Below are 12,026 nucleotides of genomic sequence, written 5' to 3'. Positions count from 1 at the left end.
AGTAGCCTGAAGCCCCCGAACCACTTGCGAGGACACCATGGGATTCCTGGACCGACTCTTCGGCGGCAGCGGCGACGACCGCGCCGCCCGTCCCGCCCCGCCCGTGCCGCAGGCGCGCCGGCTCAGCGAGGACGAGCTCGCGATCGAGCGGTACCGCTACCTGCTGCGGACGGCGCCGCCCGAGTCGATCGAGGCGGTGCACGCCGAGGCCTTCGCGAAGCTCACGCCCGAGCAGCGACAGCAGGTGTACCGGTCGCTCGCCGAGCAGGCGCCGGCGGGGGAGCGGCTCGTCTCCGACGAACCCGGCGCGCTCGCACGGGCGGCCACGCGACAGGAGCTGCGGCAGCCGGGCTCGATGGAGCGCGCCTTCGCGGGCGCGCCGGGCGCCACCGGTGCCGCACCGGGAGCACGCGGGGCGGCGCCGTCGTTCGGTTCGATGGTGGGCGGCTCGATGCTCGGCACGATCGCAGGTGTCGTGATCGGCTCGGCGATCGCGCAGTCGTTCCTGCCCGACCCGACGGCGTTCGACGCCGGGGCGACGGACGGCGGAGCTGAAGCGGGCACGGACGCCGGCGCCGATGCGGGGTCGGTCGACGCCGCCGGAGGGGGCGACACCGGCGGCGACTGGGGCGGCCTCGGCGACTTCGGCGGCGGCGGGGACTTCGGCGGCGACTTCGGCGACTTCGGGTTCTGACGAGGGTGTCGGCGGCGGGCGCTAGGGTCGCTGCGTGAGCAAGCAGGACGGCTCGTCGAGGCAGGTCACGACCGGGCCGGTCGATGACTCCGCGACGCCGATCCTGCACGTCGACATGGACGCGTTCTTCGTGTCCGTCGAGCTCCTGCGCCGGCCCGACTTGCGCGGCAGGCCCGTGCTCGTGGGCGGCACCGCGGGCCGCGGGGTCGTCGCGGCCGCGAGCTACGAGGCCAGGCGGTTCGGCGTCAACTCGGCGATGCCGATGTCGGTCGCGTTGCAGCGATGTCCGAACGCGATCGTGCTGCGCGGCGACTACCGGCGGTACACCGAGTACTCCGAGCGCGTGATGACGATCTTCCGCGAACTCACGCCGCTGGTCGAGCCGCTGTCGATCGACGAGGCCTTCCTCGACGTGTCCGGCGCGCGGCGGCTGCACGGCAGCCCCGCCGAGATCGCCTGGACGATCCGGCGACGCGTCCGTGACGAGACCGGCCTCACCTGCTCGGTCGGCGTCGCAGCCAGCAAGTACGTCGCGAAGGTCGCGTCGTCGCGTGCCAAGCCCGACGGCATGCTGGTCGTCCCCGCGTCCGAGACGACCGCGTTCCTGCACCCGCTGCCCGTCTCCGCGCTGTGGGGCGTCGGGCGGGTCACCGAGGAGTCGCTCCTGAAGCTCGGACTCCGCACGGTCGGCGACGTGGCCGAAATGCCGGAGGAGGCGCTCACCCGCGCGGTCGGCCCCGCCCTCGCCGCGCGGCTGTCGCGGCTCGCCCAGGGCATCGACCCACGCGACGTCGAGACCAGGCGGGTCGAGAAGAGCATCGGGCACGAGACGACCTTCCACCACGACCTCGTGGCGTACGACGAGATCGCGCGCGAGCTGCTGCGGCTGGCGACGGACGTCGGCGTCCGGCTGCGCCGCGCCGGCATGCTGGCGCGCACCGTCACGCTGAAGCTCCGCTACGGCGACTTCACGACGGTCACGCGGTCGCGCACGCTCGCGGAGCCGACCGACGTCGCGCGTCGGATCTACGAGGAGGCGCTCGTGCCGCTCGGCGACCTCGTGGGCGACGGCCGTCGCGTCCGACTCATCGGCGTGCGGGCCGAGCACCTCCGGCCCGCCGGCGACGGCGCACCCCTGTGGGACCCGGACGAGGAATGGCGTGACGCCGAGCGGACGATCGACGAGGTCGTGCGCCGGTTCGGCCGGGGCGCCGTGCGGCCGGCCGCGCTCGTCCGGCCGGCGGCCGAGTCGGCGGCACCGACCGTACGCGACGCCGCAGACGAGGAACCGCCGCCGGGGCCGCGATCGTTCTGGTGAGCCCGCGGCGGCACCCCGGCGGGGCGCGAGTTCGGGTGCGGTGCGGGTGCCACGATCGCGCGGCCCACGGGCCGCGGCATCCGTCAACGCCCTTCCGACCGCCGCGCCGCGCCGGTAGCGTGGCCGCATGGCTGATTTCGTGCTCGAGCTCGCAGACAAGGTCGCCGGTGTCGGCGTCCGCACCTCCTACGCCGACAAGGTCGAGATCGGCGGTGCCGAGGTGGTGCCGGTCGCGCTCGGTGCCTACGGCTTCGGCGGCGGATCCGGCACCGACGACGAGCAGAACGAGGGCTCGGGCGGCGGTGGCGGCGGCTGGTCGGTCCCGCTCGGCGCGTACGTCGGCCGGGGCGGCGACGTCCGCTTCGAGCCGAACGTGCTGGGCCTGCTCATCGTGACGATCCCGCTCGTCGTGGTGACCGGCAAGGCGCTTCGGATGGTGATCCGCGCCCTGAAGAAGTAGGCCGCGCAGCGCGGCATCCGCTCGGAGGTCGCCCGGCGTCACCGACGACGCCGGCGGTCTCCGGCGCGCGTATACTCGTGCTCGAACACGGGAGTCCGGTGAGCCGGGCTGAGAGGAAGGTTCTCCAACCTTCGACCGTCGAACCTGATCTGGGTCATGCCAGCGCAGGGAGGGCATCAATCTCATATCCCGTGCCGCTTTCCTCGAGACGAAAGGGCACGACAGTGCACGAGACATCCACCGACCACACCCCCACGGCCGGCACGAACGGCGCGCGCGAGACCGCGGGATCCCGCAGCACCCGCTGGAGGGTCGTCGACATCGTCGTCGCGAGCGTGATCGGCGTCGCGACGGGGCTGGTCTTCCTCTTCTGGAACAACGTCGGCTACGCGTGGTTCAGCGCCGCCGACGCGCTCACGCCGGGCCTCGGAGGCATCGCCGTCGGCATCTGGCTCATCGGCGGCGTGCTGGGCGGGCTCATCATCCGCAAGCCCGGCGCGGCGCTCTACGTCGAGTTGCTCGCCGCGATCGTGTCGGCGCTCGTCGGCAACCAGTGGGGCATCGAGACGATCTACTCCGGCCTCGCACAGGGACTCGGCGCCGAGCTGGTCTTCCTCGCGACCGGCTACCGCCGGTTCGGCGTCGTCACCGCGATGCTCGCCGGTGCCGCTGCGGGTGCCGCGGCATGGGTCCTCGAGCTGTTCCTCTCCGGCAACCTGCAGAAGTCGGCCGAGTTCCTCGCGCTCTACTTCGGCACCGTCGTGGTCTCCGGGGCGGTCCTCGCGGGCCTGCTCGGCTGGATCGTGGTGCGCGCGCTCGCAGCGACCGGCGCGCTCAGCCGGTTCGGTGCCGGACGGGACGTCGCCGGACGGGTCTGACCCCGTGGACCGCACACCGCGAGCCGCCGGTCCCGCCCGCGTGGACGCCACCGGGTGGGGCTGGCGGCATGCCGGCCGCCGTCGCGCGGCGGTGCAGGGCCTCGACCTCCGCATCCACGCGGGGGAGCGGGTGCTGCTGCTCGGACCGTCCGGATCGGGCAAGTCGACCCTGCTGCACGCGCTTGCGGGCGTCCTCGGCGGGGACGACGAGGGCGAGCACCACGGTCGGCTGCTCCTCGACGGCCGTCAGCCCGCGGACGCGCGCGGTCGGGCGGGCCTCGTGCTGCAGGACCCCGACTCCCAGGTGATCCTCGCGCGGGTCGGCGACGACGTGGCCTTCGGCTGCGAGAACCTCGGCATCCCGCGCGAGGAGATCTGGCAGCGCGTGCGCGACGCGGTCGACGCGGTCGGCCTCGACCTGCCGCTGTCGCATCCGACGTCGCGACTGTCGGGCGGCCAGAAGCAGCGGATGGCCCTCGCCGGGGCGATCGCGATGCGTCCGGGCCTGCTGCTCCTCGACGAGCCCACCGCGAACCTCGATCCTCGCGGCGTCGCCGAGGTGCGCGCGGCGGTCGCACGGGTGCTCGATCGGACCGGGGCGACGCTCGTGGTCGTCGAGCACCGGGTCGACGTCTGGCTCGACCTCGTCGACCGGGTCGTGGTGCTCGGCGCCGACGGTCGACTGCTCGCCGACGGTCCGCCCTCGGTCGTGCTCGACGAGCGTCGCGAGTCGCTCGCGGCGGCCGGCGTGTGGGTGCCGGGCGTGCCGCTCGACGTGCCCGACGCGACGGATGCCGCGGCTCCCGGCGCGGGACCCGCGATCTCCACCGAGGCGCTCGCGATCGGTCGCCCCCGCGGCGCCGTGCTGCACGCGGGACTCGACCTCGCGGTTCCCGAGGCGTCCTCCAGCGTGCTGACGGGACCCAACGGTGCAGGGAAGTCCACCCTCGCGCTCACGCTCGGCGGGTTGCTCGCACCGCGCGCGGGACGCGTCGTGGCCGCGGCGCCGCTCGCCCGTGGGATCGGCGGCGCGCCGGTCCGCTGGCGCTCCCGCGACCTCCTCACCCGTATCGGCACGGTCTTCCAGGAGCCCGAGCACCAGTTCGTCGCGACGACGGTGCGCGACGAGGTCGCCGTCGCGCCCCGCGCCCTCGGGCTCGCCCCCGGTGAGGTCGACGCCCGCGTGGACGAGGTGCTCCACCGGCTCCGCCTCGACCACCTCGCGGGCGCCAACCCCTTCACGCTCTCGGGCGGCGAGGCGCGACGCCTCACCGTCGGGGCGGTGCTCGCGACCCGACCGAGTGCGGTGATCCTCGACGAGCCGACGTTCGGCCAGGACCGGCTCGGATGGATCGAACTCGTCCGACTGCTGCACGAGCTCGTCGGCGAGGGCACCACGCTGCTCTCGGTGACGCACGATGCGGCGTTCATCGCATCGCTCGGCGCGCACCGCATCCGGCTCGATGCGCACACCTCCGCCGACTCCCGGACCGCCACCGGACGGGGGCGCGCATGAGCGCGATCGACGTCGCCGACGCGACGCCCGCCCCGACCCTGCGCTTCGTCGATCGGGTCAACCCGGCCTCGCGGCTCGCCGCGGCGATGGTGCTGACGACACCGCTGCTCGTCACGGTGGACTGGGTGAGCGCTGCGATCGCGCTCGCGATCCAGCTCGTGCTCTTCGCCCTCGCGGGCGTGACGCCCGGCCTGCTCGTGCGGCGCACCTGGCCGATCCTCATCGCGGCGCCGCTCGCCGGCATCAGCATGCTGCTCTACGGCCGCCCGTCGGGCACGGTGTACGGCGAGTTCTGGCTCGCACGGGTCACGGACGGCTCGATCCAGCTCGCGATCGCGGTGACCCTGCGCGTCCTCGCCATCGGCCTGCCCGCGGCGCTGCTGTTCCTCCGGGTCGACCCCACCGACCTCGCCGACGGCCTCGCCCAGGTGTGGCGCCTGCCCGCTCGCTTCGTGCTCGGAGCCCTCGCGGCGACTCGGCTCGTCGGGCTCTTCGTGGAGGACTGGCGCGCCATGGCGCTCGCCCGCAGGGCGCGCGGGATCGGCGATCACGGTGCGGTGCGCCGCGCGGCGACCATGGCATTCGCCCTGCTCGTGCTCGCGATCCGACGCGGTTCGAAGCTCGCGACCGCGATGGAGGCCCGCGGCTTCGGCGCCGACACGCCGAGGACGTGGGCACGTCCGTCCACGGTCGGCGTGCCGGATGCGCTGCTCGTCCTGATCGCGGCCGCGGTCGCCGCGGCCGCGATCGTCGGGGCCGTCTGGGCGGGAACGTACCACCCGGTGTGGGCGTGAACGCGGAGCGCGCGCTCACGCTGCGTCCGGCGCTCGATGCGGTGCTCCGTGCCGCGCGGGCCCGGCGGCATCCGCTCGTGCTCGTCGACGGGCCCAGCGGAGCCGGGAAGAGCACGTTCGCGGCCTCGTTGGTCGCTGCCTGGCCGGGACGGCCGCCGTCCCTCGTCCGCGTCGACGAGGCGATCCCGGGATGGCGCGGCCTCCGCCGCGGTGCGGACGCCCTCGGTCCCCGGCTCGTGCGCCCGCACGGCGCGGGCCTCGTCGGCGCACTGGACCGCTGGGACTGGCACGCGGATCGGCGCGGAGCCGTCGAGCGCGTGCCGCCCGGGCGGCCGCTCGTGCTCGAGGGGTGCGGCGCGTTCCTCGCGGGCGTCGACGCGACGGACGCCGTCCGCGTCTGGCTCGACGCGCCGTACGAGACGCGCCGCGATCGAGCGCTCGAGCGAGATCAGGGCGCGTTCGACGACTTCTGGACCGCATGGGAGTCGGACTGGCGGCGCTACCGGCGCCAGTCGGGCGCCGCTCGGCGGCCGGCGATCCGCGTCCGACTCGCCGCCTGATCAGCGCGGATGCTGTCCCGCGGACCCGGCCGGGACTACGCTCGGCACATGGGTGATGCGACGTATGTGGCGGAGTTCATCGACGGTCCGCTCGAGGGCGACTTCGAGCAGCGGGCCCTCGTCCGCGGCGAGCCGGAGAAGCGGGTCGGCATGGTCGCCGCCGTCGACGGTCTCGAGTCCCTGTTCTGGTACGACGCCGTCGAGCAGAAGGACGTCGGCGGGCAGTTGCGCGTCCGCTTCCGCTTCGACGCGACGGACTCCGACCCGGTCGAGTCCGACGAGGAGAACGACTGACTCAGGCGTTCCCGTCGAGGAACGCCTCGATCAGCTCACCGGGGTGGGTGAGGCGCCAGATCGGACCGGGGTCGGTGATCGCACGGTCGAGCTCGAGCGCCGAGCTCACCTCGCGTTCGCCGATCGCGACGGTGACCGTGCCGACCTGGCTCCCGACGGGTGAGGTCGTGAAGGGCACGACGTCGACGGTCGCGTCCTCCGCCACGGCGCCGAACGCGGCATCCGTTCGCCCTGCCGTCGCGATCAGCCGCGCCCGGTCGCCCCACGCCGACGTGACCTCGCCGTAGCTCGCACCGGCGGTGATGACCTCGATCGGCTCGGATGCCGCCTGCATGCCCTCGACGGCGGCGAGCACCGCCGGGTCGAGCGTCTCGTAGTCGTCGACCCCCGTCATCGCGCCGACCATCGTCCGGCGCTCGTCTCCTGAGCGCAGGTCGGCCGTCCACACGAACGTGATCGCCGCCTGGTCCGTGAAGCTCCGGCTGATGGCGCGGATGCCGTCGTCGTCGAGGTGGGCGATCGCATCGGGGATGCGTCGATCGTCGCTCGCCGTCGGCGCGCCACCGTCGTCCCGGAGCATCGCGCCGAGCGTCGGATCCGCGAGCGCGAGCCCTGCGAGCCGGGTGAGCTCCGTCGCGGTGCCGACGTTGTCGCCCGAGAGCCCGGTGGTGTCGACGACCTTCGTCGAGGTGAACCCCTGCTCGGCCAGCCATTCGTTGGCCGTCGTGACGTAGGCGTCGATGCTGCCGAAGGCCCACCTGGCGAGCGTGTCGGAATGGTTGTTACTCGAGGCGAGCAGGACGGCGCGGACGACGTCGCGCTCGGTCCACGAGTCGCCCGGTGAGACCTGCACGGCTCGCGACCCCTCCCCGGAGTAGCGGAGGTAGTCGGTGTAGTCCTCGGGCCCGATGCGGATCGAGGGGCCGTCGTCGTCGGCAGCCAGGGGGAGGGTGTCGAGCACGACGAGCGCGGTGACGAGCTTCGCGGCACCGCCGATGGGCGACGCCTCGTCGTCTGCGGAGGCCGCGACGAGCGCCGCAGTCCCGTCGTCCTCGATGAACGCGACGGCCGTGGCGTCCTCTGCGGGGAGCGCGACCGAGCTGGTCGCCGGCGCGGCCGCCTGCGCCGTGTCGACGCGGACCTGGACGTCGGGGAGCGGACCCAGGAGCATCGCCGGGCCGTACACGCCGATGCCGAGGATCGCGAGCGCGCCGACGGCGATGCCGACGACGCGTCCGGGGGAGGGGCTCATGCGAATCAGGCTAGCGCGGCTTCGGTCACGCCCAGCCGAGCTCGTGCAGCCGGTCGTCGTCGATGCCGTAGAAATGCGCGATCTCGTGGACGAGCGTGACGTGGATCTCTTCGCGCAGGTCGTCCTCGGTGTCGGCGATCGCGAGCAGCGGCTCGCGATAGAGCACGATGCGGTCCGGCATCTCGCCGAAGCCGTAGCGGTCGCGCTCGGTCAGCGAGACGCCCTCGTAGAGGCCCAGGAGGTCGAGCGAGCCGTCCTCCGGGCGATCCTCGACGACGAACACGACGTTCTCGAGGCCCTCGACCATGTCGTCGGGCAGTTCATCGAGTTCATCGACGACGAGGCGCTCGAAGGCCTCGGCGTCGAGTTCCACGAATGGCTCCGATCTGGAGGCGATTGGGGTGAGTAACGGGGCTTGAACCCGCGACCTCCTGGACCACAACCAGGCGCTCTACCGACTGAGCTATACCCACCATGTTCCGCTCGTTCGCACCAGCGGCAACCCTACGAGATTACACCACGTTCGGGGCGCTCGTGGACACGGTGGCCCCGTCGGCGGCCACCTCGGCGGAGATGGCCTGCAGCTCCTGGCTGGTCGGCCCGGGGTCGGCGACGAAGACCGCACGCCGGTAGTACTGCAGCTCGCGGATGGACTCGAGGATGTCGGCGAGCGCACGGTGCCCGCCGTCCTTGGCGGGCGCGTTGAAGTAGGCGCGGGGATACCAGCGCTTGGCGAGCTCCTTGATCGACGAGACGTCGACGTTGCGATAGTGCAGGTGCGCGTCCAGGCGCGGCATGAACCGGCTGATGAACGCGCGGTCGGTGCCGATCGAGTTGCCTGCAAGGGGTGCGCGCTGCTCCTCGGGGACGTGCTTCAGCACGTACTCCAGCACCTGGTACTCGGCATCGGCGACGGACACGCCGTTCGGGATCTCCTCGATGAGCCCGGACTGCGTGTGCATGGCCCGCACGAAGTCGCCCATCGATTCGAGCGCGCTCGCGTCGGGCTTGATGACGATGTCGAGGCCCTCGTCGACCGGTCGGAGGTCGTAGTCGGTGATCACGACCGCGATCTCGACCAGCTCGTCGACCTCGAGGTCGAGCCCGGTCATCTCGCAGTCGATCCAGACCAGTCGGTCGCTCGAGGATGCCATGCGGTGAGTCTAGCCGCGCGGGCCGACACGACCGCGCCCGCGACCTCGGGGCGGGCCCGAGGTGCGCCCGGGGTGAGCAAGGGGTGCGCCCGAGGTGCGTCCGGCACCCTGGGGTATCGTGGTGGCGATCGGCCCTCGTAGCTCAGCGGATAGAGCAGGAGCCTTCTAATCTCTTGGTCGCAGGTTCGATTCCTGCCGAGGGCGCCGAGTCCCGCTCCGGGTGATCGCGATGGCGATGAGCGGGTAGAGCAGGAGCGAGAGCAGGCCCGCGCCGACGAGCGCCGAGGCCGTGCCCGAGTCCATGTCGCCGGCCTCCACGCCGATCGTGGTCACGGCGACGATGATCGGCAGGGCGGTGGCCCCGAACAGTCCGGTCGCGATCCGCTCGCCCAGGTGCGCGCCGGGGGGCGCGAGCAGGGCCGACGGCAGGCCGCGCACGACGAGCAGCAGCACGGTGAACACCGGCAGCAGGATGAACGTGCGCGCGTCCTCCACGAGCGCCTCGAGGTCGAACGTGACGCCCGTGTAGATGAAGAAGATCGGCACGAAGACGCCGAAGCCGATGCCGTCGAGCTTCACCTCGATGGTGCGGCGGTCCTGCTCGGGCGCCCCCTGCAGCAGGAGCCGGGCGATCACGCCCGCGGCGAAGGCGCCGAGCAGCATGTCGATGTCCAGCACGATGGAGAGCCCGACGAGCGCGAGCAGCACCACGATCACAAGGCGGATCGCGAACTGTCCGCTGGTGTGCAGGGTCGCGCCGATCGCGGCGTGAAGCGGGCGCCCGTCACCCCGCGAGGCGCGCCAGATCACGACGCCCGTGATCCCCGCGAAGGCGAGCAGCACGACGGCGGCGTGCAGCGGCGACCGGCCGGACAGGAAGATCGAGATCGCGATCAGCGGCAGGAACTCGCCCGCGGCGCCGATCGCGAACACCGAGACGCCGAACGGCGTCCGGAGCATGCCCGCGTCCCGGAGGATCGGCAGCAGGGCGCCGAGCGCGGTCGAGGTCAGGGCGATGCCGATGAACACGGCACCGGCGTCGGGATCGATCAACCACCCAGCGGCGAGGCCGAGCGGCACCGAGATCAGCCAGCCGAGGCTCGCACGGACGAGCGGCCGCCCCCGGATCGCCTCGAAGTCGATCTCCTGGCCGGCGAGGAAGAACAGCATCGCGAGGCCGAAGTCGGAGAGGAGCTCGATGAACGGGTCGGGCCGGACCCAGCCGAGCACCGACGGCCCGAGCGCGATGCCGAGCACCAGTTCGAAGATGACGACGGGGATCGCGATCCACTTCCCGAACGCCCTCGTGGCGAGCGGCGCGATCGCCGCGATCGCCGGGATGAGCACCAGCGTGGGTACGTCGACGTGCACGCGGCCCCCCCTTCGTCGGGGGAATGCTATCCGACGGCATGGTCGCGGCCGAGGAGGGGCGGATGCGTCATCCGCTCGTCACACGCGTGTCGTATCGTCGTGGCATGCGCGACCTCCAGGCACGGATCATCGAAGAACTGCACGTCGAGGCCACCATCGAGCCGGACGACCAGGTCCGCCGGCGCGTGGATTTCCTGAAGGCCTACCTCGTCGCCTCCGGCGCGAACGGCCTCGTCCTCGGCATCAGCGGAGGCCAGGACTCCACGCTCGCGGGCCGGCTCTGCCAGCTCGCGGTCGAGGAGCTCGAGGCCGAGGGCCGACTCGCCCGGTTCATCGCCGTCCGGCTGCCGTACGGCGTGCAGCGCGACGCGGCCGACGCCGAGATCGCCCTCGGCTTCATCCGCCCGACCGAGACCGTCGAGTTCAACGTCAAGCGCGGTGTCGACGGACTCGCCGCCGAGTTCGAGGCCGCCGTCGGCGGGCCGGTCAGCGACTTCGGCAAGGGCAACGTCAAGGCGCGCATGCGGATGGTCGCGCAGTACGCGCTCGCGGGTGAGGGCGGGCTGCTCGTCGTGGGCACCGACCACGCGGCCGAGGCGGTCACCGGCTTCTTCACCAAGTTCGGCGACGGCGGTGCCGACCTGCTGCCGCTGTCCGGCCTGACCAAGCGTCAGGGGCGGTCGATCCTGGAGCACCTCGGCGCCCCCGAGCGCCTGTACCTGAAGGCCCCGACGGCAGACCTCCTCGACCACGACCCGGGCCAGGCCGACGAGGCCAACCTCGGCTTGACGTATCGCGACATCGACGACTTCCTCGAGGGGCGCGAGATCGACGACCTGATCGCCGAGAAGATCGAGGCCCGCTTCCTGCAGACCCGGCACAAGCGGGCGGAGCCCGTCACCATGTTCGACGCGTGGTGGCGAGGCTGACGGTCCGCTCAGTGGCGGGCGGGCCCGCGCCCCGGCGGGGAGCCGTCAGTCCCGCTTGGCGACGGCGCGGCGGTCCGTATCCGCGTCGGCGACCTCGTCGGTCGGAGCCTCGGGCGAGGTCGTGACCGGCTGCGTCGCCGCATCCTCGACGAGGGGCGACTGCGCGTAGCGCTCGTGGTGCTGCTCCGCGACCCACGTGTCCTGCTCGGCGGCGAGCTCCTGCACGGGCTCGTCGCGCTGTGCGCGCCACCGCTCGAGGTCGTTGCGGAAGTCGCGTCGGGTGCGCGACGGATGCCGCTGCCACTCGAGCATGCGCTCGCGGAACTCGGCGACCGCGGGGTCGAGCTGGTAGCCGAAGGTCGCCGACGCGCGCTTCAGCTCGTGCAGCTGGTGGGCCGCCCAGTCGGCGGCGACGTCCGCTCCGCGCAGCGGCAGCAGGCGCACCTGGATGTCGGCCTGGCCGACGGCCCGATCGGCGAGGACCTGCTCCTGCGGCGTCAGGGAGTTCCAGACCGACGCCTCGGTCGCGGCGTCGATGAGCGTCGCGATCGCGGCGTGGCGCAGCTCGCGGTCGCGCTGCCGGATGAGGCCGCGCACGGCGGACCTGGCGATCCACGCCGAGAGCAGTCCGGAGACGAGCACCGAGATGAACACGACGCCCGCCGTGAACAGCACGGGACGGTTCTCGTCCGAGAGGATCCAGGCGACGAAGTCATTCCACCACTGCATGAGCGCAGGCTAGCGCCGCGCGGCGGCGGCGCGACGCAGCCGGCCCGGCGTGCCTTCCGACCGCCGAGGCGTCGTGC

At 72.8% G+C, this 12,026-nt stretch carries 14 protein-coding genes, 2 tRNA genes and 1 riboswitch; of the genes, 10 read left to right on the top strand and 6 right to left on the bottom strand.

Annotation, left to right across the window (positions count from 1 at the left end; all coding sequences use genetic code 11):
* Positions 1–37 precede the first annotated feature (37 nt).
* From GJR97_RS15260 to GJR97_RS15225, 8 genes are all read left to right on the top strand, one after another.
* Positions 38–694 carry a hypothetical protein gene (locus tag GJR97_RS15260; protein WP_154347603.1) on the top strand — a complete coding sequence of 219 codons (657 nt, stop codon included), beginning with the start codon at positions 38–40 and terminating at the stop codon, positions 692–694.
* A gap of 34 nt (positions 695–728) precedes the next feature.
* Positions 729–2,012: a DNA polymerase IV gene (locus GJR97_RS15255; RefSeq protein WP_324613572.1), complete on the top strand. Its 1,284-nt coding sequence runs from the start codon at positions 729–731 to the stop codon at positions 2,010–2,012.
* Positions 2,013–2,139: 127 nt separating this feature from the next.
* On the top strand, positions 2,140–2,472 hold the full coding sequence (locus tag GJR97_RS15250) for a hypothetical protein (protein WP_154347602.1): 333 nt from the start codon (positions 2,140–2,142) through the stop codon (positions 2,470–2,472).
* Between the two features lie 77 nt (positions 2,473–2,549).
* Positions 2,550–2,660, top strand: a riboswitch (TPP riboswitch).
* A 36-nt stretch (positions 2,661–2,696) separates the two neighbouring features.
* The gene (locus tag GJR97_RS15245) at positions 2,697–3,350 is read left to right on the top strand and encodes an ECF transporter S component (RefSeq protein WP_324613571.1); all 654 of its coding nucleotides are present in this window, start codon (positions 2,697–2,699) and stop codon (positions 3,348–3,350) included.
* A 4-nt stretch (positions 3,351–3,354) separates the two neighbouring features.
* Complete coding sequence (locus GJR97_RS15240) at positions 3,355–4,866, top strand: ABC transporter ATP-binding protein (RefSeq protein WP_324613570.1); 1,512 nt, start codon at positions 3,355–3,357, stop codon at positions 4,864–4,866.
* On the top strand, positions 4,863–5,660 hold the full coding sequence (locus GJR97_RS15235; RefSeq protein WP_154347601.1) for an energy-coupling factor transporter transmembrane component T family protein: 798 nt from the start codon (positions 4,863–4,865) through the stop codon (positions 5,658–5,660). The genes GJR97_RS15240 and GJR97_RS15235 overlap by 4 nt, the downstream gene beginning before the upstream one ends.
* Entirely contained in the window at positions 5,657–6,220 is a 564-nt protein-coding gene (locus GJR97_RS15230) for an AAA family ATPase (protein ID WP_154347600.1), read from the top strand. Before GJR97_RS15235 ends, GJR97_RS15230 begins: the two co-directional genes overlap by 4 nt.
* Before the next feature lie 48 nt (positions 6,221–6,268).
* A complete protein-coding gene (locus GJR97_RS15225; protein ID WP_154347599.1) occupies positions 6,269–6,514 on the top strand; it encodes a hypothetical protein in 246 nt (81 codons plus the stop codon).
* A 1-nt stretch (position 6,515) separates the two neighbouring features.
* Here the strand turns inward: GJR97_RS15225 and GJR97_RS15220 are convergent, their stop codons facing one another.
* The 4 genes from GJR97_RS15220 to orn all read right to left on the bottom strand — a co-directional run bounded on the left by GJR97_RS15220 (position 6,516) and on the right by orn (position 8,920).
* Positions 6,516–7,766, bottom strand: a complete 1,251-nt coding sequence (locus tag GJR97_RS15220) for a D-alanyl-D-alanine carboxypeptidase family protein (RefSeq protein ID WP_154347598.1) — start codon at positions 7,764–7,766, stop codon at positions 6,516–6,518.
* A 25-nt stretch (positions 7,767–7,791) separates the two neighbouring features.
* Entirely contained in the window at positions 7,792–8,139 is a 348-nt protein-coding gene (locus GJR97_RS15215; RefSeq protein WP_324613569.1) for a metallopeptidase family protein, read from the bottom strand.
* Positions 8,140–8,163: 24 nt separating this feature from the next.
* Positions 8,164–8,239: transfer RNA gene (locus GJR97_RS15210), tRNA-His, on the bottom strand.
* Positions 8,240–8,278: 39 nt separating this feature from the next.
* Positions 8,279–8,920, bottom strand: a complete 642-nt coding sequence (orn, locus tag GJR97_RS15205) for an oligoribonuclease (protein WP_154347597.1) — start codon at positions 8,918–8,920, stop codon at positions 8,279–8,281.
* 131 nt (positions 8,921–9,051) lie between these two features.
* Here orn and GJR97_RS15200 point away from each other — a divergent pair.
* A tRNA-Arg gene (locus GJR97_RS15200) sits at positions 9,052–9,124 on the top strand.
* Here the strand turns inward: GJR97_RS15200 and GJR97_RS15195 are convergent.
* Complete coding sequence (locus GJR97_RS15195) at positions 9,086–10,267, bottom strand: cation:proton antiporter (RefSeq protein WP_324613596.1); 1,182 nt, start codon at positions 10,265–10,267, stop codon at positions 9,086–9,088. The two genes, GJR97_RS15200 and GJR97_RS15195, sit on opposite strands and share 39 nt — an antisense overlap.
* Before the next feature lie 128 nt (positions 10,268–10,395).
* On the opposite strand from GJR97_RS15195, the gene nadE reads away from it, so the two are divergent.
* Positions 10,396–11,220 carry an ammonia-dependent NAD(+) synthetase gene (gene nadE, locus GJR97_RS15190; protein WP_154347596.1) on the top strand — a complete coding sequence of 275 codons (825 nt, stop codon included), beginning with the start codon at positions 10,396–10,398 and terminating at the stop codon, positions 11,218–11,220.
* A 45-nt stretch (positions 11,221–11,265) separates the two neighbouring features.
* Here nadE and GJR97_RS15185 read toward each other — a convergent pair whose 3' ends face one another.
* Complete coding sequence (locus tag GJR97_RS15185) at positions 11,266–11,949, bottom strand: cation:proton antiporter (RefSeq protein ID WP_154347595.1); 684 nt, start codon at positions 11,947–11,949, stop codon at positions 11,266–11,268.
* Positions 11,950–12,026: the final 77 nt, after the last annotated feature.

The sequence above is a fragment of the Agromyces kandeliae genome, from assembly GCF_009674665.1.
Lineage (GTDB): Bacteria > Actinomycetota > Actinomycetes > Actinomycetales > Microbacteriaceae > Agromyces > Agromyces kandeliae.
The sequence above is the reverse complement of the archived record's forward strand: the minus strand, read 5'-3'. Positions and strand labels throughout refer to the sequence as shown.